The organism is Streptacidiphilus jeojiense (assembly GCF_000719095.1).
GTDB lineage: Bacteria > Actinomycetota > Actinomycetes > Streptomycetales > Streptomycetaceae > Streptacidiphilus > Streptacidiphilus jeojiensis.
On the sequence record NZ_JOEH01000031.1, the window covers coordinates 21,157 to 44,991 of the forward strand.

Sequence of the window (23,835 nt, forward strand, 5' to 3'; positions counted from 1 at the left end):
GCCCGGACCGTCCGCATGTGGGTTTCTCCCCCGCCGCGGCGGGGTCGCCGGGCTTCCCCCTTCCTACTTCCGGGTAACCCGGCTACAGTGTCCGCACCGCCCCAGTCCGCGTCGGGAGCCGCAGCGACGGGTCGGTTGTTTCCTTCTGGCATGCCGTCACATCTGTGGATCCGGCAGTGCCCCTTCCCACGGTGACCTCAGTCGCGCCGTGCGTCAGCACCACTCCCCCCTCATCATTTGTTGCGTGGACCGTCCGAGCGACGCGACGGGCGCAACGCTCCCCGAGGAGTACCCAGCCATGACCCTGACTGAGCCCACCCCAGAGCCCGCCCCCGAGCACAGCGCCGACCTGGACGTCTTCCCCGTCGTGGCCGTCGTCGGCCTCGGCACCATGGGCGCCGGGATCGCCGAGATCACCGCCCGCAGCGGCCGCCGGGTGATCGGCGTCGAGCTGGACGCCACCGCTGCCGACGCCGCGCTGCGGCGGATCGAGGAGTCGACCGCGCACTCCGTGGAGCGCGGCCGGATCACCGCCGACGAACGCGCCGAGCTGCTCGGACGGATCAGCGTCGGCCACGACCTCAACGCCGCCGCCGAGGCGCAGCTGGTGATCGAGGAGATCCCCGAGCAGCTGGACTCCAAGCGTGAGCTGTTCGCCGAACTGGACCGGATCTGCCCGGCCGGGACGGTGCTGGCGACCGGCACCACCGCGCTGTCGGTGACCCGGATCGCCGCGGCGACCCAGCGGCCCGAGCGGGTGATCGGGCTGCACTTCTTCAACCCGGCGCCGGTGATGCAGCTGGTCGAGGTCGTCCGCACGGTGCTGACCAGCGCCGAGGTGGCCGAGGCCGCGGCCGGGTTCACCCGGGGGCTGGGCAAGTCCCCGGTGGCCGCGGGCGACCGTCCCGGCTTCATCGTCAACGGTCTGCTGTTCGCCTACCTCAACCAGGCGGCGGCGATGTACGAGTCGCGCTACGCCACCCGGGAGGACATCGACGCGGCCATGCGGCTGGGCTGCGGGCTGCCGATGGGGCCGCTGGCGCTGCTCGACCTGATCGGCGTCGACGTCGCCAAGACCGTGCTGGAGGCGATGTACGCGCAGTCGCACGACCGGCTGCACGCGCCCGCGCCGGTGCTGGGCCAGCTGGTGGCGGCCGGGCTGCTGGGGCGGAAGACCGGTCGCGGCTTCTACAGCTACGCCGCGCCGGGCTCCTCCCAGCCGGTGCCGGACCAGCCGGTGGACGGCGGGGCCGTCGCGGTGCCGGGACGTCAGGTCCGCAGCGTCGGCGTCTGCGGCTCGGGCACGATGGCGACCGGGATCGCCGAGGTCTTCGCCAAGGCCGGCTACGACGTTACCCTTGTCGCTCGCAGCCAGGAGAAGGCGGACCGGGCCAGGGCCGCGCTGGCGAAGTCGCTGGAGCGGATGGTGGCCAAGGGACGCCTCGGCGAGGCCGACCGGGACGCGGCGCTGGCACGGGTCACCGCCTCGGGTTCGCTGGAGGACCTGGCCTCCGCCGACCTGGTGCTGGAGGCCGTCGCCGAGGACCTGGCGGTGAAGCAGGAGCTGTTCGCCACCCTGGACAAGATCTGCCGGCCCGGCGCTGTGCTGGCGACCACCACCTCCAGCCTGCCGGTGATCCAGTGCGCGATGGCGACCGGGCGCCCGCAGGACGTGGTGGGGATGCACTTCTTCAACCCGGCCCCGGCGATGCGCCTGGTCGAGGTGGTCAGCACGGTGCTGACCGCGCCCGACGTCACCGCCACCGTGCTGGAGCTGTGCACGGCCGTGCGCAAGCACCCGGTGGAGTGCGGCGACCGGGCCGGCTTCATCGTCAACGCGCTGCTCTTCCCCTACCTCAACGACGCGGTGCGGATGATCGAGGAGCACTACGCCTCGGTCGACGACGTCGACACCGCGATGAGGCTGGGCTGCGGCTACCCGATGGGCCCGTTCGCCCTGCTGGACGTGGTCGGCCTGGACGTCTCGCTGACGATCGAGAAGGTGCTGCACGGCGAGTTCCGCGAGCCGGGACTGGCTCCGGCGCCGCTGCTGGAGCACCTGGTGGCCGCCGGCTGCCTGGGCCGCAAGACCGGGCGCGGCTTCCGCGACCACGCGCGCCGGTGACAGCGCCGCTGAGGGGACGGATGACCAGGGCGCCGAGGGTGCCCGTTCGGGGGGCCGCGGCGTGTAGCGTTCCGGTCATGAGCGGGGCAGAGAACGGCGCAACGGCAACGGCGGTCGACCAGGCCAACGGCGTTCCGCGCCGGGTGACGGCACAGCGGCAGCAGATGCGCCAGGACCTGGCGGCGGCGGCGATGGAACTGTTCGCCAACCAGGGCTACGAGGAGACGACGGTCGATCAGATCGCCGCCGCCGCCGGCGTGGCCAGGCGCACCTTCTTCCGCTACTTCCGGTCCAAGGAGGAGGCGATCTTCCCGGACCACGACGACACCCTGGTCCGGGTGGCCGACCTGCTGGCCGGGGCCGACCCGGCGGAGCACCCGCTGGACGTGGTCTGCCGCGGCATCAAGGAGGTGCTGCGGATGTACGCGGCCACCCCCGGCGTCTCGGTGGCCCGGTACCGGCTGATCCGGCAGGTGCCGACGCTGCGCGAGCGGGAGATCGCGGTGGTGGCCCGGTACGAGCGGCTGTTCACCCGCTACCTGCTGGGGCGCTTCGACACCGCCGGGCAGGCCTCCGGCGGCTGGGAGCGCGGCGTCGGCGACGACGCGATGCTGGCCGAGGTGTCGGCGGCGGCTGTGGTCGCCGCGCACAACCACGTGCTGCGCCGCTGGCTGCGCTCCGGCGGCCGGGGCGAGGTCGAACCGCAGCTGGACCATGCCTTCGAGGTGATCCGGCGGACCTTCTGGGGGAACGCGCCCTCGGCCGGGGCATCGCAGCTGGCACCCAGTGCCACCAAGGGCGTCACAGAGACGCTGAGCAGCGCCGTGGAGAGCGCCGTGAGTGCCACTCCTTCGGGTGAGGTGCTGATCACCGTGGCCCGTACCGACGCGCCGCTGGACGAGGTGCTGCAGAGCATCCGGGCCGCGCTCGGGGCCAAGTAGGGGACGTAACCGCAGGTCAGAGCAGAATCGTCAGGCCCCTCCCGGCGCGCCGGAGGGGCCTGACGTGTGCCCTGGGGTATGTGTTGCCACGTGATGACGCTCACGTGTCCTGAGTCCATATTGGTGGCACGCAGTGTCTTTACGGGTGGCACAGGGTGCCAGTACCTTGTTACTCACTGGTCGCGGCGCCGCGGCTCCCCACCCTGGCGCGCCATGCCCAGGGCCCGGGCGACACCCCTGCACGGGCGGTCGGCAGCAGCCCAACCAGCACACGACTGAAGCCCAGCCCAGCAGTACCCCCCTCATCACCGGTGTCCGTTCCCGGTACCCCCAACAGACGTCCCCGCACCCCTCAAGCGGGGAAGCCGCCGGAGGCAACCATGAAGGCTCCAGCCATGAAAAGCATTCTCGAAGCGATCACCAGCGGTGATGCGAGCCCGGCCGATTTCGCCGCGCTCGACGTGCCGGAGTCCTACCGGGCGATCACGCTCCACAAGGACGAGGAGCAGATGTTCGCCGGCCAGGACAGCCGCGACAAGGACCCGCGCAAGTCGCTGCACCTGGACGAGATCGCCGTGCCGGAACTCGGCCCGGGCGAGGCCCTGGTCGCGGTGATGGCCAGCGCGGTGAACTACAACACCGTGTGGAGCTCCATCTACGAGCCGGTCTCCACCTTCTCCTTCCTGGAGCGCTACGGCAGGCTCTCGCCGGAGACCGCGCGCCACAACCTGCCGTACCACGTGCTGGGTTCGGACCTGGCGGGCGTGGTGCTGCGCACCGGCCCCGGGGTGCACGCCTGGAAGCCCGGCGACGAGGTGGTCGCGCACTGCCTGAGCGTCGAGCTGGAGAGCGCGGACGGCCACAACGACACCATGCTCGACCCGGAGCAGCGGATCTGGGGCTTCGAGACCAACTTCGGCGGCCTGGCCGAGATCGCCCTGGTCAAGTCCAACCAGCTGATGCCCAAGCCGGCCCACCTCACCTGGGAGGAGGCCGCCTCCCCCGGCCTGGTGAACTCCACCGCCTACCGGCAGCTGGTCTCCCGCAACGGCGCCGGGATGAAGCAGGGGGACAACGTGCTGATCTGGGGCGCCAGCGGCGGCCTCGGCTCCTACGCCACCCAGTACGCGCTGGCCGGCGGCGCGACGCCGATCTGCGTGGTCTCCAACGACGCCAAGGCCGACATCTGCCGGGCGATGGGCGCCGAGGCGATCATCGACCGCAGCGCCGAGGGCTACCGGTTCTGGAAGGACGAGAACAACCAGGACCCGCGGGAGTGGAAGCGGTTCGGCGGCCGGATCCGCGAACTGACGGGCGGTGAGGACGTCGACATCGTCTTCGAGCACCCGGGCCGGGAGACCTTCGGCGCCAGCGTCTACGTGACCCGCAAGGGCGGCACCATCGTCACCTGTGCGTCGACAAGTGGCTATATGCACCAGTACGACAATCGCTACCTCTGGATGTCGCTGAAGCGCATCGTCGGCTCGCACTTCGCCAACTACCGCGAGGCATGGGAGGCGAACCGGCTGATCGCCAAGGGGAAGATCCACCCGACCCTGTCGAAGACCTACACCCTGGAGGAGACCGGCCAGGCGGCGCTGGACGTCCACCACAACAAGCACCAGGGCAAGGTCGGCGTGCTCTGCCTGGCCCCGAGCGAGGGCCTGGGCGTCCGCGACGAGGAGCTGCGGGAGAAGCACCTGCCTGCCATCAACCGCTTCAGGGGTGAATAGCGGATGACCCAGCGAGACCGCCCCTGGCTGATGCGGACCTACGCGGGGCACTCCTCCGCCACCGCGTCGAACGAGCTCTACCGCAGGAACCTGGCGAAGGGTCAGACCGGCCTCTCCGTCGCCTTCGACCTGCCGACGCAGACCGGCTACGACCCGGACCACGTGCTGGCCAAGGGCGAGGTCGGCCGGGTCGGGGTTCCGGTCGGCCATGTCGGCGACATGCGGGCGCTGTTCGACGGCATCCCGCTGGAGCGCACCAACACCTCCATGACGATCAACGCCACCGCCATGTGGCTGCTGGCGATGTACCAGGTCGTCGCGGAGGAGCAGGGCGCGGACATCGCCAAGCTCACCGGCACCACCCAGAACGACATCATCAAGGAGTACCTGTCCCGCGGGACGCACGTCTTCCCGCCCGGGCCCAGCATCCGGCTGACCACCGACATGATCGCCTACACCGTGGCGAACATCCCCAAGTGGAACCCCATCAACATCTGCAGCTACCACCTCCAGGAGGCCGGGGCCACCCCGGTCCAGGAGTTGGCGTTCGCGATGTGCACCGCCATCGCGGTGCTGGACGCGGTGCGGGACGGCGGCCAGGTCGCGCCGGAGCAGATGGGCGAGGTGGTCGCCCGGATCTCCTTCTTCGTCAACGCCGGCGTCCGCTTCGTCGAGGAGATGTGCAAGCTCCGTGCCTTCGGCCGGATCTGGGACACCGTCACCCGCGAGCGCTACGGCATCCAGGACCCCAAGCAGCGCCGCTTCCGGTACGGGGTCCAGGTCAACTCACTGGGTCTGACGGAGGCTCAGCCGGAGAACAACGTCCAGCGGATCGTGCTGGAGATGCTGGCCGTGACGCTGTCCAGGGACGCCCGCGCCCGCGCCGTCCAACTCCCGGCCTGGAACGAGGCGCTGGGCCTGCCCCGGCCCTGGGACCAGCAGTGGTCGCTGCGGATCCAGCAGGTGCTGGCCTACGAGTCGGACCTGCTGGAGTACGGCGACCTGTTCGACGGCAGCCATGTGGTCGAGGCCAAGGTGCAGGAACTGGTCGAGGGCGCGACCGCCGAGATCGACAAGGTGCTGGGCATGGGCGGGGTCACCCCCGCCGTGGAGTCCGGCTACCTCAAGGCGGCGCTGGTCGGCTCGCACGCGGAGCGCCGGGCCAGGATCGAGTCCGGCGAGGACAAGGTCGTCGGCGTCAACTGCTTCGAGACCACCGAACCCAGCCCGCTCACCGCCGACCTGGACACCGCGATCATGCAGGTCGACCCGGACTCCGAGCGGGCCGTGGTGGAGGCCTTCGCGCAGTGGCGCAAGGAGCGCGACGAGGACGCGGCGGTCGCCGCCCTGGCCGAGTTGAAGCGCCGGGCCGGCACCGGGGAGAACCTGATGCCGGCCACCCTCGCCTGCGTCCGGGCCGGGGTGACCACTGGGGAGTGGGCCTTCGCGCTGCGCGAGGTCTTCGGCGAGTACCGCGCCCCCACCGGCGTCGGCGGCGCCCCGATCACCGGCTCGGTGGAGGGCGAGAGCGGCGCGGAGCTGCTGGCGGTCCGCGAGGCGGTGCGGGTCACCGCCGAGCAGCTCGGCTCGGGCAGGCTACGGCTGCTGGTCGGCAAGCCCGGCCTGGACGGCCACTCCAACGGCGCCGAGCAGATCGCGGTACGAGCCCGCGACGCCGGCTTCGAAGTGGTCTACCAGGGCATCCGGCTGACGCCCGAGCAGATCACCTCGGCGGCGGTGGCCGAGGACGTCCACTGCGTCGGCCTGTCGATCCTCTCCGGCGCGCACGCCGAGCTGGTCCCCGACGTGCTGCGGCGGCTGCGCCGGGCCGGGGTGGAGGACGTGCCGGTGATCGTCGGCGGGATCATCCCGGCGGCGGACGAGCAGGACCTGCTGGCGCAGGGCGTCGCCGCCGTCTTCACGCCCAAGGACTTCGGAATCACGCACATCATCGGCCGTATTGTCGACGAGATCCGTCGCGCACACGGACTGCCCCCGTTCTCGGACCTCAAGGAAGAGACCCTCACCGCATGACTTCTTCTTCGGCGAACCGCCTCCGTCCCCGCCGCTCCTGCCTGGCCGTCCCGGGCAGCAACCCGCGCTTCCTGGAGAAGGCCCAGGGCCTGCCCGCCGACCAGGTCTTCCTGGACCTGGAGGACGCCTGCGCGCCGCTGGCCAAGGAGGGCGCCCGGCACACCATCGTGGACGCGCTGAACCAGGGCGACTGGACCGGGAAGACCCGGGTGGTCCGGGTCAACGACTGGACCACCCACTGGACCTACCGCGACGTGGTGACCGTCGTCGAGGGCGCCGGCCAGAACCTGGACTGCATCATGCTGCCCAAGGTCCAGGACGCCCAGCAGGTGGTCGCGCTGGACCTGCTGCTCACCCAGATCGAGAAGACCATGGGCTTCGAGGTCGGGAAGATCGGCATCGAGGCGCAGATCGAGAACGCCAAGGGCCTGATCAACGTGGACGCCATCGCGGAGGCCTCGCCGCGGCTGGAGACCATCATCTTCGGCCCGGCCGACTTCATGGCCTCCATCAACATGAAGACCCTGGTCGTCGGCGAGCAGCCGCCCGGCTACGGCGCGGACGCCTACCACTACATCCTGATGCGCATCCTGATGGCAGCCCGCGCCAACGACCTGCAGGCCATCGACGGCCCCTACCTGCAGATCCGCAATGTCGACGGCTACCGCGAGGTCGCCGGGCGGGCGGCCGCGCTGGGCTTCGACGGCAAGTGGGTGCTGCACCCGGGCCAGGTCGAGGCCGCCAACGAGGTCTTCTCGCCCAGCCAGGAGGACTACGACCACGCCGAGCTGATCCTGGACGCCTACGACTGGTGCACGTCCGAGGCCGGCGGCAGGAAGGGCTCGGCGATGCTCGGCGACGAGATGATCGACGAGGCCAGCCGGAAGATGGCGCTGGTCATCTCCGGGAAGGGCCGTGCGGCGGGGATGCAGCGGACCACCAAGTTCGAGATTCCGGAGGGCTGAGGCCATGCAGTTCGGACGCACCTTTGAGGAGTTCGAGGTCGGCGCGGTCTACAAGCACTGGCCCGGGAAGACCGTCACCGAGTACGACGACCACCTCTTCTGCCTGCTGACCATGAACCACCACCCGCTGCACCTGGACAGCAACTACGCCGAGAAGACCACCGACTTCGGCAAGAACGTGGTGGTCGGCAACTACATCTACTCGCTGCTGCTGGGGATGTCGGTGCCGGACGTCTCCGGCAAGGCGATCGCCAACCTGGAGGTCGAGTCGCTGAAGCACATCGCGCCGACGTTCCACGGGGACACCATCTACGGCGAAACGCTTGTCCTGGACAAGACTCCCTCGAAGTCCAAGAGCGACCGGGGGATCGTGTACGTGGAGACCAAGGGGTACAAGCAGGACGGCACGGTGGTGTGTGTGTTCCGCCGGAAGGTGATGGTCCCCACGGAGACCTATGTGAAGGAGCGGGGTGGGGATCAGGCGGGACGGCCTGAGCCTCTGTCGTGACGGTGCGGACCGTAGCTGGTTGTTCGCGCAGTTCCCCGCGCCCCTAAAGAAAAAGACAAAGACCAGGTGTCCTGCGGCTGCTGCCACGGCCGCGGGACACCTACCCCCCTCATCACCTTTTCAGGAGCCAGCCATGGGACGCCTCGCCCAGACCGAAGGCCTCACCGAGATCCAGCAGGACATCCTCAGCACTGTTCGGAGCTTTGTCGACAAGGAGATCATTCCGGTCGCCACCGAGCTGGAGCACAGGGACGAGTACCCCGCCGCCATCGTCGAGGGGATGAAGGAGATGGGCCTGTTCGGGCTCATGATCCCGGAGGAGTACGGCGGGCTCGGCGAGTCGCTGCTGACCTACGCCCTGGTGGTGGAGGAGATCGCGCGCGGCTGGATGTCGGTGTCCGGCATCGTCAACACCCACTTCATCGTGGCGTACATGATCGCCCAGCACGGCACCCAGGCACAGAAGGACCACTTCCTGCCCCGGATGGCCACCGGCGAGGTCCGCGGCGCCTTCTCGATGTCGGAGCCCGGCCTCGGGTCGGACGTGGGCGCGATCCGCACCAAGGGCGTCCGGGACGGCGACCACTACGTCATCAACGGCCAGAAGATGTGGCTGACCAACGGCGGCACCTCCACCCTGGTCGCGGTGCTCTGCCGGACCGACGAGGGACACCCCGAGGGCACCGCACCGCACAAGTCGATGACCACCTTCCTCATCGAGAAGACGCCGGGCTTCGGCCCGAACGAGAGCGTCCCGGGGCTCACCATCCCCGGCAAGATCGACAAGATGGGCTACAAGGGCGTCGACACCACCGAGATGATCCTGGAGGACGTCCGCATCCCCGCGGACATGGTCCTCGGCGGGACCTCGGGCCGCGGCTTCTACCAGATGATGGACGGGGTCGAGGTGGGCCGGGTCAATGTCGCGGCCCGCGGCTGCGGAGTCGCCCAGCGCGCCTTCGAGCTGGGCATCCGCTACGCCCAGCAGCGCAGCACCTTCGGCAAGAAGATCGCCGAGCACCAGGCGATCCAGTTCAAGCTGTCGGAGATGGCCACCAAGGTCGAGGCCGCGCACCAGATGATGGTGATGGCCGCCCGCAAGAAGGACTCCGGGAAGCGTAACGACCTGGAGGCCGGCATGGCGAAGTACCTGGCCTCCGAGTACTGCAAGGAGGTGGTCGAGGACTCCTTCCGGATCCACGGCGGCTACGGCTTCTCCAAGGAGTACGAGATCGAGCGCCTCTACCGGGAGGCGCCGATGCTGCTCATCGGTGAGGGAACGGCGGAGATCCAGAAAATGATCATCGGGCGCCGACTGCTGGAGGACTACCGTCTCGGGGAGTGAGACGGGCTCCGTCACGAGGGACGATTATCGGCCGGAACCACCGAGTTCCGGCCGATTTCCCCGTTCTGCCTTCGATACTCCGGAGTACGTGCTCCGGCACCCCGATCGGCCCCGCGCGCGGGGATGCTTCGCACGCCCCCTGTTGCCCCCGACAAGCCCCTGACCATTCCTGAGAGAGTTGTCACCGATCCGGTGAAACGCTTGGCCCAGGGGGGTCGACAGCTCTACGTTCGTAGTAAGGGGCGAGGCGTGGAGACGTTCCCTGCCTCCTGGAGGTTGCCTAGTGACCGTCTGCTGCCGATAGCATCCACCCCTGGACAGATACGTCCCCGAACCCCTCGATCACGCGGCCCCTCGCGCGGTCACCGTACGCCGGTACCCTCGGCGTCCATACCGTTCCCGGGCCCCCGCGACAAAGGTCTTCGATGCCCCTCAGTCCGTCCCACCGATCCGCGAGCCGTCCCCGTGTCACGCTTGCACGTGGCTGCTCGCCCTGGCTTGCCCCCACGGTCCTCACCGCCGCCGCCTGCACCGCCCTCACCCGGCGCAGCGGCAAGTGGGCCCTGGCGGCAGTACCGGCCTCCGCGCTCAGCGCGGGGATGCTGTGGTTCTTCCGCGACCCCGAGCGCACCATCGGCCAGGGTCGGGTGATCTCCCCCGCCGACGGCGTGGTGCAGAGCATCGACGCCTGGCCCGACGGCCGCACCCGGGTGGCGGTCTTCATGAGCCCGCTCAATGTGCACGTCAACCGCGCACCGCTGCCCGGCACGGTCACCTCGGTCGAGCATGTGGCCGGCGGGTTCGTCCCGGCGTTCAACAAGGACAGCGACCGCAACGAGCGGGTCGTGTGGCACTTCGACACCGAGCTCGGCGACATCGAGATGGTCCAGATCGCAGGGGCCGTCGCGCGCCGGATCGTCCCCTACCTGCCGGCCGGCACCAAGGTCGAGCAGGGCGAGCGGATCGGTCTGATCCGTTTCGGCTCGCGGGTCGACACCTACCTGCCCGCCGGCGTCGAGCCCGGGGTGCAGGTCGGCCAGAAGACCACGGCTGGGGTGACTCGCCTTGACCGTGACTGACCCCGAGACCCTCCAGGAGTCCGACGACGACCGCGACGGCGCGGCCCGCAGGCTGCGCTGGATGCGCGACCGCGAGCTGCGCGCGCCCCGTTCGCCGCAGCACCTGTCCACCGCGGACATGTTCACCCTCGGCAACGCCGTCTGCGGCTTCCTGGCGGTCTACTGCACCACCACCGGGGTGCTGATCCCGCACCTGACCGGGGTGGCCACCTCCGGGGACCGGCGCAGCGCGGCCACCGCGGTGACCCTGCTGCTGATCGGCTCGATGTGCGACCTGTTCGACGGCCTGGTGGCGCGCAAGCTGCGCTCCTCCGCGCTGGGCGCCGAGCTGGACAACCTGGCCGACCTGATCAGCTTCGGCATCGCGCCGGCCTACTTCGTCGTGGTCTGGGGCATGGTCTCGGACGGGGCGCACCAGCGGGTGTCCGCGGGCATCGCCATCCTGGTGCTCCTCGCCGTGGTACTCAGGCTGGCCCGGTTCTCCTGCACCACGATGCGGCCCGGGGTGTTCCAGGGCATGCCGTGCCCGATGGGGGCGCTGACGGTGATCTCCATCGTGCTGCTCAACCCGCCGTTCGTGCTGGCCGTGCTGGGCATCGTGGCGGTCGCCGGGCTGATGGTGAGCCGGGTGGAGTACCCCAAGCCGCACGGGGTGCTGGCGACGGCGACGCTGTGCTGGATCGTGGTCAGCATGGGCTGCCTGGCGGCCTGGGCCACCGGCGTGCCGGGCGGCGAGACGCTGCTCAAGATCGGCGCGACGCTCCAGGTCACGCTGGCACTGATGGCGCCGCTGATGGTGATCCGCCGCAAGGTCGGCGACGTCCGGGCCCGCCGTGCGGAGTCCCGTACCAGCTGACGTCCCTTTCACGCCGAAGCCCCCGTGACCGCTCGCTGCGGACACGGGGGCTTCGGCGTGGGGCGGCCGGGAACGGGCCGTCAGGGCACCTGGGTCGGCTCCGGGGCGGCCTGGGCGGCCGCCGGCTGCGGCTTCTGCTCCCAGGGCGCCGGCGCGCCGCGCCGGACCAGCGCGAGCACCAGCAGCCCCGCGACGACGCCGGTGACGCCGGCGACCAGGTAGACCCGGTCCAGGCCGGTGGCGAAGGCCGAGTGCACCAGCCCCTGCACGGTGTCCCGCTGGTCCGCGGGCACCGCGGCCAGGACGGCCTGGGCCCGGCCGCCGCTGAGCGCGGAGGCGGCCGCGTGCGGGTCCGCCAGGTGGCTGTTGTCCGCGACGAAGGTCTGGATCCGGTTGGCGAAGATCGTGCCGAGGACCGCGATGCCCAGCGCGTAGCCGAGTTGGCGGCCGGTGTTGACCACGCCGCTGGCCATGCCGACCCGCTCGCGCGGGACGCTGCCCAGGGCGGCGGACATCATCACCGGCATGGCCGCGCCGACGCCGAGGCCGCTGACGATCAGGCCGGGCAGGGTGGCGGTCCACGAGGACCCGGGCGAGACCAGCGTCATCAGCAGCGCGCCGGCGCCGACCAGGACCAGCCCCAGGCCGACCGGAACCTGCGGCGGCGCCTTGTGGAAGATCCGGGCGTTGTTGCCGGAGACCACGAAGGCGGCCAGGGCCAGCGGGCAGATCGCCAGGCCGGCCTGGATCGGGCTGAGGCCCAGCACCGACTGCATCCAGATGCCGGTGTAGGTGAGGTGGGCGAAGGCGGCGGCGTTCACCAGCAGCGCGGCCAGGGTCAGCCCGACGAAGCTGCGGTTGCGCAGCAGCGACAGGTCCAGCAGCGGGTCGGCGACCCGCAGTTCCACCAGTACGAAGCCGACCAGCGCCAGCACGGCCACCCCGAGCCAGGTCAGCACGGTGCCGCTGCCCCAGCCCTGGTCCGCGCCCTCGATCAGGGCGTAGACCAGCGCGCCGGAGAAGGCGGTGAAGGCGACGGCACCGGCGTAGTCAAGCCGGCCCCGGCCGTGTCCCTGATCGTTCTTCAGATGACGCAGGGTCATCACGACGGCCAGCGCCGCGATCGGCAGATTGACGTAGAAGATCGCGCGCCAGTCGATCTGGTCGGTGAGCACACCGCCGAGGACCGGACCCACGGCCGCGGCGCCGCCGCTGACGGCGCCCCAGATGCCGAAGGCGGTGCCCCGGTCGCGGCCCTGGTAGGCGGCGTTGAGCAGCGAGGTGGTGGAGGTCAGCATGGCAGCGCCGCCGATGCCCTGCGCGGCGCGGGCCGCGATCAGGGTCGCCGCGTTCGGCGCCAGACCGCAGGCCAGCGAGGCGACGGCGAAGACCACCAGGCCGACCAGGTAGAGCCGGCGGTGGCCGAGGCGGTCGCCGAGCGCGCCGACGACCATCAGCAGGGCGGCGAGCACCAGCGCGTACATGTCCACCACCCACTGCAGGGAGGTGAAGGAGGAGTGCAGGTCGGAGGCCATGTCGGGCAGGGCGACATTCACGATGCTGACATCGACCAGCAGCATGAAGGTGCCGAGGCAGATGGCGGTCAGGGGGATCCACTTACGCATGCGAACAGCATCGGCTCCCAAGCACCCGATTCCCCAGCCAGAGGCCCGCTACCGGCGGATCTCGACATTGTCTACGCTGGAGCGGTGAAATCCCATGAGTTCGACCGGCTGGACCGGCAGCTGGTGCGCGCCCTCCAGGTCGACGGGCGGGCCTCGTTCAGCCGGATCGCCCAGGCGCTCGGGGTCTCCGACCAGACCGTGGCGCGCCGCTACGGAAGGCTGCGCGGCCGGGGATCGCTCCAGGTGATGGGGCTGACCAGCCCCGCCGTGATGGGCGAGGTCCAGTGGATCATCAGGGTGCAGTGCACCCCGGACGGCGCGGCCCCGGTCGCCGAGGCGCTGGCCCGCCGCGACGACACCGCCTGGATCAGCCTGATCTCCGGCGGCACCGAGATCAACTGCGTCAGCCGCTCGGGCGACGACCGCAGCGACTCGCTGCTGCTGCAGCGGCTGCCGAGGACCCGCAGCGTGGTCGGGGTCACCGCCTACTGCGTGCTGCACACCTACTTCGGCGAGTCGCTGAGCCTGATCAGCAAGCTGGACACGCTGACGGCGGAGCAGACCCGGCTGCTGGAGCCCGGGCCCTCCACCGCCGTACCCCGGCCGGCCGAGGCGCTGGACGAGGCGGACCACCGGATGCTGGCCCTGCTGCAGCGCGACGGCCGCACCGGACTGGCCGAACTGGCGTCGGCCGGCGGGCTCTCGCAGACCTCGGTGCGCCGGCGGATGGCCGAGCTGAAGGCCAGCGGGGTGCTCTACTACGACATCGACTTCGACCGGCGGATCTTCGGGCTCGACACCGTGGCGATGCTCTGGCTGTCGGTGTCCCCGTCCGAGCTGGACCGCACCGGACGCGAGCTGGCCGAGCATCCGGAGGTGGCCTTCTGCTGCGCCACCACCGGGCCGACCAATCTGCACGCGGTGGTGATCTGCAAGGACATCCCGGCCTTCTACACCTACCTGACCACCAGCATCTCCGCCCTGGGCGCCGTCCAGCAGGTGGAGACCGGGCCGGTGCTGCGCCGGATCAAGGCCGCGGGCCCCTATCCCGGCGTGTCCGGGGACGTCCGCTACTGGAGCGGACGGCAGGCCTAGTCGCGGCCGCCGGTTCAGCCCAGCGGGGGCAGCGCCTCCAGGGCGTGGTGGCTGAGCCGGTCCAGGCCGTCCACCACGGCGCCGGTGCGGTCCGGCGGGAGGACCGCGAAGACGTGCCGGTCGAGCTCCTCGACATGGCGGCGGGCCGCCTGCACCAGCCGGGAGGACCCGGCCGGGGTGAGCGTGACCACCTGGACCCGCTTGTCCGCGCTGGAGCGCTGCCGCCGCACCAGACCACCGGCGATCATGCGGTCGATCAGCCGGGTGGCCCCGCCGCTGGTGAGCACCAGGCTCCGGGAGAGGTCGCCCATCGCGGCGCCCTCCGGCCTGGCCGCGAGCAGCAGCAGGACCTCGAACATCGGGTGGCTGAGCCCGCTCTCGTGCTCCATCGAGGAGCCGAGCAGGCGCTCCAGCCGGTTGGCCGCGGTCAGCAGCACGCCGAAGGCCTGGATCCGGGAGTCGGCGACCGCGTCAGCGGGTGAGTCGATCCGTCCTTCGGCTGTCATGCTCACTCCCTCGCCCGGCTGCTGCCACACACCGTACTCGCCGCCGGGCCAGGAGGGTGCCGGGTCAGCGCCCGCCCTCGTGGACGCTAAAGGCGCTGCGGCGGGCCGCACGGGCCACGCCGGGGTCGGGGTGGGCGGAGGCGACGGCGGCCAGCACCTGGCCCGCCCTGGGGTGGCCGATCCGGCGGGCCAGCGCGAACAGCCGGCCCGGGTCGCCGTCGGTGGCGCCCTGGACGTGGCGGACCAGCATGGCGGTGTCGCCGTGCTCCAGCACAGCCGCGCCGGTGTCCACCCACAGCCAGGTGGCGTCCTCCTGGCCCAGCACGTCCGAGGGCAGCACCTCCTCGTCGGTCTGCTCGGCCAGCCACAGCAGCGCGTAGGGGCGCAGCAGCGGCTCCTCGGTGCAGTCCCTGATGGCCGGTTCGGCCGGGTGCCCGGCGACCCGCAGCGCCTCGAAGGCGAGCCCGCGCAGCAGCGCGTCCTCGCCGCGGGCGACGTCCAGCAGGTCGGCGACGGCGCTCTCGGCCTGACGGGCCGCCAGCCAGGCCCGGTACTCGGCGCGGGCCGGGCCCGGGGAGTACTGGGCGCAGGCGGTCAGCAGTTCCAGCGCGGACTGCTCGATGTGGCCGGCGGCGGTCTGCGCCACCGTGCAGATCTCCTCCAGCTTGGCGCGCACCGCCCAGTGCCCCAGCGGGGTGAGCTCCGCGCCGACCTCGACCGGGCCCGCCTCGGCACTGCCCGGCTCGGCGTCGGGCGAGCCCAGGTCGCGGCGGACCACGGCGCCGACGGCCGCGAAGCCGTCCAGCATCCAGTCCAGCACCCCGGCGACCTCGGCCGCTCCCGGAGTGAGGGTCAGCGCCAGCGCGCTGTCGCCGCGGACGGCGCTGACCGCCCAGGCGGCGTGCGGGACCGGTGCGCCCAGCGCGGGCGGCACCCCGCCGTGCCACTGCTCCTCCAGGCCCCGGCGCAGCAGCTCCAGCAGCTCGGTGAGCGGCACCGGGCCGTCCACCAGGTGCAGGAAGGAGAGCAGTTGCGGGGCGTGGTCGACGGCCAGCCCGGCCAGCGAGGTCAGGTTGCGGTCGGGCACCGGCACCAGCAGCGTCCAGGCGTCGAACAGCGCCGCCCAGCCGCGCAGCACGGCCTCGTCGTCGTGCTCCCAGGCGTGCAGCCGCCAGCCGGGGCCGGCGCCGCTGCCGCGCAGTTCCACCAGGCCGGCCAGGCGGGCCCGCTCCCAGGAGGCGACGGCGGCGTCATGGGTCATCGCCAGGGCGCGCCCGGCCGAGACCACGTCGCCCTCCAGCAGGTCCCCGCGCCGGTCGACGTTGGGCAGTTCGCCGGCCCAGCGGGCGATCCGGACCGCGTCGGCGAGCAGCCTGCGGGCCAGCGGGGAGAGTTGGGCAGGGCCGGGCAGCCCGGCCGGGGGCGTGCGGCGGGCATGAGCGCCGGAGCGCGCTGCCGCGCCGGTGCTGCCCATGCCGCCTGAGGTGGCCGCGCGGGGCTGCGGCGGGCGGGCGGCGGTGGGCAGTCGGGTCACCCTCGCGGGTGCACCCTCCTGTCGCCCGCCGACGGTGTCGGGTCGGCCAGAAATCTCGGATCGGCCAGTACGGTCACGCGAATTCCGGGACGTCACGCCGTGCAGTCTTCCCCGTCCGCGGGGCAGTTGTCACATCCCCTGGCGCGGCGGGCTCCACTCGGTCCCGGAATGGTGACGGAAGGGTCACAGGAGGGGGGTGAGGAATCTGAGCAGCGTCGCCTCGTAGCGCTCGGGATCCGCGTTCCACAGCGCCTCGTGCTCGGCTCCGGCGTACTCCTCGTAGACCACCAGATCCTCGCGCCGCCGGGCCAGCTCCCGGGCCGCCCCGACGCCGGCCACCGTGTCGTCCGCGCTGTGCAGCAGCAGGGCCGGGACGGAGAGGTCGGCGCCGAGGGCCAGCCGGTCGAAACCGGCCGGATCGACCGCCGAACGCCCCTGGGCCGCCCGCACGCCGAGTTCGGCCAGCGGTCCGGGGACCCCGCGCCGGGTGGCCTGCCGGCGCACCGTGTCCTCCCAATCCAGCACCGGGGAGTCCAGCACCAGGCCGCGGACCGCCTCGCGGTGGTCCGAGCGGGCCGCCGCCTGCAGCGCCATGGTGGCGCCCACGGACCAGCCGTAGAGCAGGATCCGCCGCGCGCCGCCGTCCACCGCGAACCGGATCGCCGCCTCAACGTCGCGCCACTCGGTCTCGCCGAAGTGGGCGATGCCGTCGGGCGAGCGCGGCGCGCCCTCGTCGTTGCGGTAGGTCAGCACCAGCACCGGCACCTTGAGCCGGTCCAGCAGCGGCAGCAGTGGCAGCGCCTGGCGGCGGTCGGCGCCGATGCCGTGCACCGCGATCACGCACAGGTCGCGCACCCCGGCGAGGTACCAGGCCGGCATCGGGCCGAGCTCGCCGCGGACATGGAGCTCGGAGAAGTCGAGACCGACCGCCGAGCGCGGATCGCCGGTGAGCACCTGCGGGGTGATCCGGACGGTGGTGCCGACGGCCAGCGGGCTGCCGCCGTCCGCACCGGCGCTCTCCAGCCGGCGCACCACGGTCTGGGCGGTGGTGCCGACCACCTCGCCGACCACCGCGTGTCCGTCGTTCCACTCCAGGGCGTAGCGGCCGGGCCGCTGGGTCTCCCAGGACCGGGTCAGCTCGACCCGGCCCGCGGCCAGCGAGTGCACCCGCAGGCCCCCGGCCGCGGCCGGGGCCGCGCCGCGCGGGCGGACCGAGAAGTCGGAGACCACCCGTCCGGCGACCAGCGCGGCAGCGCCCGCACCCACCGCCGTGGCCGTGGCCAGCACAGCCGTTCGTCCCCAGCGCATCTCGCTCCCAAGGTCGGTCCGATACCGGGTGCTCACCCGTTGCGTTCCTTACCCGCTCCGACCCATCCCAGTACCCCGCGACGGCACGCGCCAGCGGTGCGCGGCCATCCGACGGAGTGTCCGAGTCCGCGGCCCACCCCTGACAGAGTGCGCATTGCCGCAGGTCCGGGGGCATCGGTAGCGTGCCGGGCACTATCCGCAGCATGGAAGCAGGTCACCTGTGGGCACGTCCGCCACCGCCAACGGCGGTGTCTCGTTCTGGTACTCGACCATCGGGCTCCCCACCCCCCGCAGGCCGCTGGACGGCTCGGCCGAGGCCGACGTCTGCATCGTCGGCGGCGGCTACACCGGTCTGTGGACCGCGTACTACCTGAAGAAGGCCGATCCCAGCCTGCGCATCACCGTCCTGGAGCAGCGCTTCTGCGGCTACGGCGCGTCCGGCCGCAACGGCGGCTGGCTCTACAACGGCTTCGCCGGACGCGGTGTCTTCGCCCGCAGGTACGGCAAGCCGGGCGCGATCGCCATGCAGCAGGCGATGAACGGCGCGGTGGACGAGGTGATCGCGGTGTGCGCGGCCGAGGGCATCGACGCCGACATCGCCAAGGGCGGAATGATGGAGGTCGCCCGTACCCCGGCCCAGCTGGAGCGGCTGGGCGCGTACGTCGAGAACGAGCACTCCTTCGGCGAGACCGGTCTGGAACTGCTGAGCCCGGCCGAGGCCGCCGCGCGGATCGGCGTGGCGGGCACCCTGGGCGCCACCTGGACCCCGCACGGCGCCCGGATCCAGCCGGCCAAGCTGGTGGTCGGGCTGGCCCGGGTGGTCGAGGCGATGGGCGTGTCGGTGTACGAGTCCACGGCGGTGGACGAGATCGTGCCCGGCGGGTCCGGCGCGCCCGCCAAGGCGGTCACCGCGCAGGGCACGGTGTCGGCGCGGTTCGTGCTGCGGGCCACCGAGGGCTTCACCTCGGCGCTGCGCGGCGAACGCCGGTCCTGGCTGCCGATGAACTCCTCGATGGTGGTCACCGAGCCGCTGCCGGAGGCCTTCTGGCAGGCGGTCGGCTGGTCCGGGCGGGAGACCCTGGGCGACATGGCGCACGCCTACATGTACGCCCAGCGCACCGCCGACGACCGGATCGCCCTGGGCGGACGCGGCGTCCCGTACCGCTTCGGCTCGCGCACCGACAACGACGGGCTGACCGCGCAGAAGACCGTGGACCAACTGCGGGCGATCCTGGTGGACTTCTTCCCGGCCGCCGCCGATGCCCGGATCGACCACGCCTGGTCCGGGGTGCTGGGCGTGCCCCGGGACTGGTGCTCGACGGTGGAGCTGGACCCGGCCACCGGCCTCGGCCTGGCCGGCGGCTACGTCGGCAGCGGGGTGACCACCACCAACCTGGCCGCCAGGACCCTGCGGGACCTGGTGCTGCGCGAGTCCGCGCCGGCCGGTTCCGGGGACACCGGGCTGACGGCACTCCCCTGGGTGAACCACCGGGTCAGGCGCTGGGAACCGGAGCCGCTGCGCTGGATCGGCGTGCACGGCATGTACGCCGCCTACCACGCCGCGGACCGGCAGGAGCGCGGCGGCCGGGCGACCACCTCGCCGATCGCCCGGGTCGCCGACGTGGTCTCCGGGCGGCACTGAGCCGGGGCCGGGCGGCGGTGCGCTGACTGTACGCAGTCGCGCGCGGACTCCCCGAGATGCGGAACGCGGAGCGGTGGCCGAGGCTGGGATCCGGGGGTAGTCGGAAGACCGCAGCAGCACTGACCGCCTGGGGTGCCCATGTCTGTCCTACTCTGCGTCGTCATAGCTCCGATCGGCCTGCTCATGATCCTGGGCATGTCGTGGTTCGAGGACCACTTCCTCCGCCCGCCCACCAGCCCCGGTGAGCAGGTCGTACTCAGCCAGGTCGTCCAGGGGCAGGTGCTCCCCGGGCCGGTCCTCGGTCCGCACCTCGGTCCGCACCTGGGTCCGCTCCAGGGACCGGTGCCGGTCGAGCCGGTGCCGACCGCCGTCGAGCTGCTGCGCGCCGCCCGCTCGCCCAAGCAGCTGCCGGCCAGCAAGGACAACGCCGCCTGAGGCCGGTGTCGTCGATGGAACGCGAGCCCGCCGAGCGGGCGGCTGCCGCGGTACGGGCCTCGCTGGCCGCACCTCGGCAGCCGCAGCTCGGCCGACTGGTCGCGGCGGCGCGGGCGGCCGGCGGCCTGGACGCGCGGCTCGGCTCCGAACTGCTCGCGGTGGCGCGCCCGGCCCGGCTGGTACCGGGGATGCTGGCCGGGGCCGACGACCCGGAGGGGCTGCTCGCCGCCGAACTCCGGGCCCTGGTGGCCGAGTTCCTCGGCGCCGACGCCGAGCGCTGGCACGGTCTGCAGGAGCAGCTCTCCGGCTACCGCGGCACGCTGCCCGACCTGCTCGCGGCCCGGCCCAGTCCCGCCGCGGGCCCGGACGAGTGGTACCCGCCGAGCCGGAACGTGCTCGGGGTGCTGGCCTTCCTGCTGGACCGGCTCCCGGACCAGGACGTCCGCGCGCTGCTGCCCGCCCTGCCCGAGGCCCTGCTCGAACAGCTGCGCCCGCTGACCGCCGTCGCGCCTGCGCCCGCGCGGGCCGCACCGCCCCGGGTCGCCGAGTCCGCGCTGATGGCGCTGGACCTGCTGCGCCGCGCCTGCGGTGACACCCAGCCACCGCTGCCGGAGGACCCCGAGGTGCTGGCCGCGCTGCTGGCCACCGGCGCCTACGACCTGCCCAACTGGACCACCCCGGCCTGGCTGCTCGACGCCTGCGACGCAGCCGGTCTGCCCCGGCCCGAGCGGGTCTACGGCCACCACACCGCGGAGCTGGTCACCGCGACCTTCCGCGAGTTCTGCGCCGCCGCGCCCGCCGAGGGACCGGGCCGGGACGCCGCCGAGTACGCGGACACCGCCCTGGCCCGCGGACTGGTGCGCGCCGCCGACCTGCTGGCGGTGGTCCCGGCTCGGTTCACCCTGGGGCGGTGCCCCGCGTTCCGGGACACGGCCCTGGTTGCCGAAGCCGAGCCGCCCGGGCTGCCGGAGCGAGGACCCGGGCAGGGTTTCGACGAGCTGGGCGACGGGATGGTCGCGCACCTGCTGGACCGCGCCCTGGACACCGGCCGGATGGACGGAGCCGACCTGCTGATCCGCACCGCCCCGGCCGCCCGGGTGCTGATGTACCTGTCCGGCGCGCTGGTCCGCGACGACCTGCCGCAGGCCACCCGGGTGGCGCTCGCCACACTCGCCGAGCAGGTGCCGCTGATCCTGGGCACCGATCCGGTGCGATGGGCCCGCCTGGGCGCGGCGCTGACGGGCCGTGACCCCGGCTGGGACGGCCGCGGCAGCGTGGCCGACCTGCTGGAGCACTGCGCGGGCGGGGCCGCCGCCGGTTGACGCTCGGTCGGCGGACGTGGTGGTATCAGCAGGCCAAACGGAGGCATGGAGAGGAAGCCGGTGAAGGGGGAGACCCCCAGTCCGGCGCGGTCCCGCCACTGTCACCGGGGAGCGCCCTCGAACGACGGCCACGGCGGCGGTCACCCCCCTCTACCGGGTGGTGGCACTGCGGGAAGGCCCGGGGGCGTGTCGATCCGGAAGCCAGGAGACTCTCGCCCCCGGTTCGTCGATCCAGGGCGCGGACCCTGAGTGAGGACATCCACCGCCATGCGCGTTTCTGCTCCGCCACCACCTCTGCCTGCTGTCCCCGCCATCGCCCGGCCCTGCGGCTGACGGCCGTGCGGGCGACGACCGCCCTGGGGCTCGCAGCCGGATACGCAGCCGACGCCGCCTTCGGCGACCCCCGGCGCGGGCACCCGGTGGCCGGGTTCGGCCGGGCCGCCGGGGCGCTGGAGCGGCTGCTCTGGCAGGACCGGCGCGACAGCGGAGCGGTCTTCACGGCGCTCTGCGTCGGCACGGTGGCGGTTGCGGCCCGGTGCGGCGAGCGGGCACTGCGGCGCACCCCGGCGGGAACGGCGCTGTTCACGGCCGCGGCCACCTGGACCGTGCTCGGCGGCGCGTCCCTGGTGCGGGAGGCGCGGACCATCGGCGCGGCTCTGGAGGCAGGCGACCTGGCGGCGGCGCGCGAGCGGCTGCCGTACCTCTGCGGACGCGACCCCAGGGAGCTGACGGAGCAGCAGATCGCCCGTGCGGTGGTCGAGTCGGTGGCCGAGAACACCGCCGACGCGGTGGTGAACGCCCTGGCGTGGGGCGCGGTGGCAGGCGCTCCCGGGCTGCTGGCGTTCCGTGCGGTGAACACCCTGGACGCCATGGTGGGCCATCGCTCGCCCCGCTACCTGCGCTTCGGCTGGGCCTCGGCCCGGCTGGACGACGTGGCGGGCTGGCCGGGGGCCCGGCTGACCGCGCTGCTGACCGTCGCCGCCGCGGGGCCGGACCACCGCGGGGAGGCCTGGCGGGTGTGGCGGGCGGACGCCTCCAGCCACCCCAGCCCCAACGCCGGCCAGGCGGAGGCGGCGTTCGCCGGCGCGCTGGGAGTGCAGTTGGGCGGGACCTTGCAGTACGGCGCGAGGGTGGAGCACCGTCCGGTGCTCGGAGCGGGGTCGCGGCCGGTGGCGGTCGCGGACATCGAACGGGCCTGCCGGCTGTCCCGGCGGGTGGGGCTGCTCGCGGTCGGCGTGACCGCGCTGGTCGCAGGGGTACGGAGGGGGCGCCGATGAACGGGGCACTGCTGGTCGCGGGGACCACCTCGGACGCCGGGAAGAGCGTGGTGACCGCCGGTGTCTGCCGCTGGCTGGCCCGGCAGGGGGTCTCCGTCGCGCCGTTCAAGGCGCAGAACATGTCGCTGAACTCCTTCGTCACCGCCGACGGCGCCGAGATCGGCCGGGCCCAGGCGATGCAGGCGGCGGCGGCCCGGATCGAACCCGAGGCGGCGATGAACCCGGTGCTGCTCAAGCCCGGCTCCGACCAGCGCAGCCAGGTGGTGGTGCTGGGGCAGCCGGTCGCCGAGGTCGGCGCGCTGGACTACCGCGAGCGCAAGCCGGCGCTGCTGCGGATCGCCCTGGACTGCCTGGCCGACCTGCGCGGCCGCTACGACGTGGTGGTCTGCGAGGGCGCCGGCTCCCCCGCCGAGATCAACCTGCGCGACCGGGACATCGCCAACATGGGCCTGGCGGTCGCCGCCGCGCTGCCGGTGGTGGTGGTCGGCGACATCGACCGGGGCGGGGTCTTCGCGTCCATGTACGGGACGCTGGCGCTGCTGTCCGCAGAGGACCAGCGGCACCTGGCCGGATGGATCGTCAACAAGTTCCGCGGCGACGTCCGGCTGCTCAAGCCGGGCCTGGACATGCTGGAGCAGTTGACGCACCGTCCGTCCCTGGGCGTGCTGCCGATGCTGCCGGGTCTGTGGCTGGACGCCGAGGACTCACTGGACCTGGCCGGACTGGTCGACCGGGCGCCCAGCGGCGGCGCCTCCGGCGAGGAGGTGCTGCGGGTCTCGGTGGTGCGGCTGCCCCGGCTGTCCAACTTCACCGACATCGACGCGCTGGCCCAGGAGCCGGGGGTGCTGGTGCGCTGGGCCACCCGGCCGGAGGAGCTGGCCGACGCCGACCTGGTGGTGCTGCCCGGCACCAGGGCCACCGTCGCCGACCTGGCCTGGCTGCGCGAGCGCGGCCTGGACGCGGCGCTGGCCGGACGCGCCGCCGAGGGGTGGCCGGTGCTGGGGGTGTGCGGCGGCTACCAGATGCTGGCGCTGACCATCCTGGACGAGGTCGAGTCCAGGGCCGGAGCCGTCCCCGGCCTCGGGCTGCTGCCGGTTCGGGTGGAGTTCGCGACCGCCAAGACGCTGGCCCGGCCGGTCGGCGAGGCCTACGGGGAGACCGTGGCCGGCTACGAGATCCACCACGGGGTGGCCGCCGTCGAGGGCGGCGAGCCCTGGCTGGACGGGGTCCGCCAGGGCTCGGTCTGGGGCACCACCTGGCACGGCGCACTGGAGAACGACGGCTTCCGCCGCGCCTTCCTGCGCGAGGTCGCTACGGCCGCCGGCCGCCGCTTCGTGCCGGCCCCGGACACCTGCTTCGCGGCGGCCCGCGAGGAACGGCTGGACCGGCTGGGCGATCTGATCGAGGAACACGCCGACACCGCGGCACTGCTGCGGCTGATCGAGGGCGGCGTACCGGACGGGCTGCCGTTCGTGCCGCCGGGTGCGCCGTGACCGAACCAACCA

The 23,835-nt window shown here is 72.6% G+C and carries 19 protein-coding genes and 1 riboswitch; of the genes, 15 read left to right on the forward strand and 4 right to left on the reverse strand.

The genetic code is table 11. The features are described 5' to 3' along the window. The first annotated feature begins 298 nt into the window (after positions 1 to 298). The 9 genes from IF29_RS0133595 (at position 299) to IF29_RS0133635 (ending at position 11,586) form a co-directional block, all read left to right on the forward strand. Positions 299 to 2,125 carry a 3-hydroxyacyl-CoA dehydrogenase family protein gene (locus IF29_RS0133595; protein WP_084715363.1) on the forward strand — a complete coding sequence of 609 codons (1,827 nt, stop codon included), beginning with the start codon at positions 299 to 301 and terminating at the stop codon, positions 2,123 to 2,125. Positions 2,126 to 2,202: 77 nt separating this feature from the next. After that, positions 2,203 to 3,066: a TetR family transcriptional regulator gene (locus IF29_RS0133600; RefSeq protein ID WP_030263147.1), complete on the forward strand. Its 864-nt coding sequence runs from the start codon at positions 2,203 to 2,205 to the stop codon at positions 3,064 to 3,066. Between the two features lie 395 nt (positions 3,067 to 3,461). Beyond that, positions 3,462 to 4,799, forward strand: coding sequence for a crotonyl-CoA carboxylase/reductase (gene ccrA / locus IF29_RS0133605; protein WP_030263151.1), 1,338 nt, complete (start codon positions 3,462 to 3,464; stop codon positions 4,797 to 4,799). Positions 4,800 to 4,802: 3 nt separating this feature from the next. Then, on the forward strand, positions 4,803 to 6,833 hold the full coding sequence (locus IF29_RS0133610) for a protein meaA (protein ID WP_037597590.1): 2,031 nt from the start codon (positions 4,803 to 4,805) through the stop codon (positions 6,831 to 6,833). Further along, complete coding sequence (locus tag IF29_RS0133615) at positions 6,830 to 7,798, forward strand: HpcH/HpaI aldolase/citrate lyase family protein (RefSeq protein ID WP_030263157.1); 969 nt, start codon at positions 6,830 to 6,832, stop codon at positions 7,796 to 7,798. The genes IF29_RS0133610 and IF29_RS0133615 overlap by 4 nt, the downstream gene beginning before the upstream one ends. A gap of 4 nt (positions 7,799 to 7,802) precedes the next feature. Further along, the gene (locus IF29_RS0133620) at positions 7,803 to 8,306 is read left to right on the forward strand and encodes a MaoC family dehydratase (protein ID WP_030263161.1); all 504 of its coding nucleotides are present in this window, start codon (positions 7,803 to 7,805) and stop codon (positions 8,304 to 8,306) included. A gap of 133 nt (positions 8,307 to 8,439) precedes the next feature. Continuing rightward, positions 8,440 to 9,651 (forward strand): acyl-CoA dehydrogenase family protein, encoded by a 1,212-nt coding sequence (locus tag IF29_RS0133625; RefSeq protein ID WP_030263164.1) that lies wholly within the window; start codon positions 8,440 to 8,442, stop codon positions 9,649 to 9,651. Between the two features lie 425 nt (positions 9,652 to 10,076). Continuing rightward, positions 10,077 to 10,730: a phosphatidylserine decarboxylase gene (locus tag IF29_RS0133630; RefSeq protein WP_030263166.1), complete on the forward strand. Its 654-nt coding sequence runs from the start codon at positions 10,077 to 10,079 to the stop codon at positions 10,728 to 10,730. Further along, the gene (locus IF29_RS0133635) at positions 10,717 to 11,586 is read left to right on the forward strand and encodes a CDP-alcohol phosphatidyltransferase family protein (RefSeq protein WP_380522512.1); all 870 of its coding nucleotides are present in this window, start codon (positions 10,717 to 10,719) and stop codon (positions 11,584 to 11,586) included. Before IF29_RS0133630 ends, IF29_RS0133635 begins: the two co-directional genes overlap by 14 nt. A gap of 80 nt (positions 11,587 to 11,666) precedes the next feature. Here IF29_RS0133635 and IF29_RS0133640 read toward each other — a convergent pair whose 3' ends face one another. Next, positions 11,667 to 13,211: an MFS transporter gene (locus IF29_RS0133640; RefSeq protein WP_030263175.1), complete on the reverse strand. Its 1,545-nt coding sequence runs from the start codon at positions 13,209 to 13,211 to the stop codon at positions 11,667 to 11,669. An 84-nt stretch (positions 13,212 to 13,295) separates the two neighbouring features. On the opposite strand from IF29_RS0133640, the gene IF29_RS0133645 reads away from it, so the two are divergent. Then, the gene (locus tag IF29_RS0133645) at positions 13,296 to 14,306 is read left to right on the forward strand and encodes an Lrp/AsnC family transcriptional regulator (RefSeq protein WP_051726366.1); all 1,011 of its coding nucleotides are present in this window, start codon (positions 13,296 to 13,298) and stop codon (positions 14,304 to 14,306) included. Between the two features lie 14 nt (positions 14,307 to 14,320). Here the strand turns inward: IF29_RS0133645 and IF29_RS0133650 are convergent, their stop codons facing one another. From IF29_RS0133650 to IF29_RS0133660, 3 genes are all read right to left on the reverse strand, one after another. Then, positions 14,321 to 14,812, reverse strand: a complete 492-nt coding sequence (locus tag IF29_RS0133650; protein ID WP_030263182.1) for a MarR family winged helix-turn-helix transcriptional regulator — start codon at positions 14,810 to 14,812, stop codon at positions 14,321 to 14,323. Positions 14,813 to 14,876: 64 nt separating this feature from the next. Further along, positions 14,877 to 16,286, reverse strand: coding sequence for a hypothetical protein (locus IF29_RS0133655; RefSeq protein WP_030263186.1), 1,410 nt, complete (start codon positions 16,284 to 16,286; stop codon positions 14,877 to 14,879). 243 nt (positions 16,287 to 16,529) lie between these two features. Further along, a complete protein-coding gene (locus IF29_RS0133660) occupies positions 16,530 to 17,654 on the reverse strand; it encodes an alpha/beta hydrolase (RefSeq protein ID WP_030263190.1) in 1,125 nt (374 codons plus the stop codon). Positions 17,655 to 17,874: 220 nt separating this feature from the next. Between IF29_RS0133660 and IF29_RS0133665 the strand changes: the two genes are divergently transcribed. From IF29_RS0133665 to IF29_RS0133685, 5 genes are all read left to right on the forward strand, one after another. Then, on the forward strand, positions 17,875 to 19,296 hold the full coding sequence (locus IF29_RS0133665; protein WP_030263193.1) for an NAD(P)/FAD-dependent oxidoreductase: 1,422 nt from the start codon (positions 17,875 to 17,877) through the stop codon (positions 19,294 to 19,296). 138 nt (positions 19,297 to 19,434) lie between these two features. After that, positions 19,435 to 19,731 carry a hypothetical protein gene (locus IF29_RS0133670; RefSeq protein ID WP_157624061.1) on the forward strand — a complete coding sequence of 99 codons (297 nt, stop codon included), beginning with the start codon at positions 19,435 to 19,437 and terminating at the stop codon, positions 19,729 to 19,731. A gap of 14 nt (positions 19,732 to 19,745) precedes the next feature. Next, a complete protein-coding gene (locus tag IF29_RS0133675; RefSeq protein ID WP_030263200.1) occupies positions 19,746 to 21,053 on the forward strand; it encodes a hypothetical protein in 1,308 nt (435 codons plus the stop codon). 24 nt (positions 21,054 to 21,077) lie between these two features. Next, a riboswitch (cobalamin riboswitch) is annotated at positions 21,078 to 21,287 on the forward strand. Positions 21,288 to 21,391: 104 nt separating this feature from the next. Next, positions 21,392 to 22,330 (forward strand): cobalamin biosynthesis protein, encoded by a 939-nt coding sequence (locus IF29_RS0133680; RefSeq protein WP_030263203.1) that lies wholly within the window; start codon positions 21,392 to 21,394, stop codon positions 22,328 to 22,330. Next, positions 22,327 to 23,823 carry a cobyric acid synthase gene (locus tag IF29_RS0133685; protein WP_030263206.1) on the forward strand — a complete coding sequence of 499 codons (1,497 nt, stop codon included), beginning with the start codon at positions 22,327 to 22,329 and terminating at the stop codon, positions 23,821 to 23,823. Before IF29_RS0133680 ends, IF29_RS0133685 begins: the two co-directional genes overlap by 4 nt. The last annotated feature ends 12 nt before the right edge of the window (positions 23,824 to 23,835 follow it).

What these genes read in the sequence shown, in the direction of transcription:
- IF29_RS0133595 (WP_084715363.1), top strand. Translation starts at nt 299, where the DNA reads ATGACCCTGACTGAGCCCACCCCAGAGCCCGCCCCCGAGCACAGCGCC.
- IF29_RS0133600 (WP_030263147.1), top strand. Translation starts at nt 2,203, where the DNA reads ATGAGCGGGGCAGAGAACGGCGCAACGGCAACGGCGGTCGACCAGGCC.
- ccrA (WP_030263151.1), top strand. Translation starts at nt 3,462, where the DNA reads ATGAAAAGCATTCTCGAAGCGATCACCAGCGGTGATGCGAGCCCGGCC.
- IF29_RS0133610 (WP_037597590.1), top strand. Translation starts at nt 4,803, where the DNA reads ATGACCCAGCGAGACCGCCCCTGGCTGATGCGGACCTACGCGGGGCAC.
- IF29_RS0133615 (WP_030263157.1), top strand. Translation starts at nt 6,830, where the DNA reads ATGACTTCTTCTTCGGCGAACCGCCTCCGTCCCCGCCGCTCCTGCCTG.
- IF29_RS0133620 (WP_030263161.1), top strand. Translation starts at nt 7,803, where the DNA reads ATGCAGTTCGGACGCACCTTTGAGGAGTTCGAGGTCGGCGCGGTCTAC.
- IF29_RS0133625 (WP_030263164.1), top strand. Translation starts at nt 8,440, where the DNA reads ATGGGACGCCTCGCCCAGACCGAAGGCCTCACCGAGATCCAGCAGGAC.
- IF29_RS0133630 (WP_030263166.1), top strand. Translation starts at nt 10,077, where the DNA reads ATGCCCCTCAGTCCGTCCCACCGATCCGCGAGCCGTCCCCGTGTCACG.
- IF29_RS0133640 (WP_030263175.1), bottom strand. Translation starts at nt 13,211, where the DNA reads ATGCGTAAGTGGATCCCCCTGACCGCCATCTGCCTCGGCACCTTCATG.
- IF29_RS0133650 (WP_030263182.1), bottom strand. Translation starts at nt 14,812, where the DNA reads ATGACAGCCGAAGGACGGATCGACTCACCCGCTGACGCGGTCGCCGAC.
- IF29_RS0133655 (WP_030263186.1), bottom strand. Translation starts at nt 16,286, where the DNA reads ATGGGCAGCACCGGCGCGGCAGCGCGCTCCGGCGCTCATGCCCGCCGC.
- IF29_RS0133660 (WP_030263190.1), bottom strand. Translation starts at nt 17,654, where the DNA reads ATGCGCTGGGGACGAACGGCTGTGCTGGCCACGGCCACGGCGGTGGGT.
- IF29_RS0133670 (WP_157624061.1), top strand. Translation starts at nt 19,435, where the DNA reads ATGTCTGTCCTACTCTGCGTCGTCATAGCTCCGATCGGCCTGCTCATG.
- IF29_RS0133675 (WP_030263200.1), top strand. Translation starts at nt 19,746, where the DNA reads ATGGAACGCGAGCCCGCCGAGCGGGCGGCTGCCGCGGTACGGGCCTCG.
- IF29_RS0133685 (WP_030263206.1), top strand. Translation starts at nt 22,327, where the DNA reads ATGAACGGGGCACTGCTGGTCGCGGGGACCACCTCGGACGCCGGGAAG.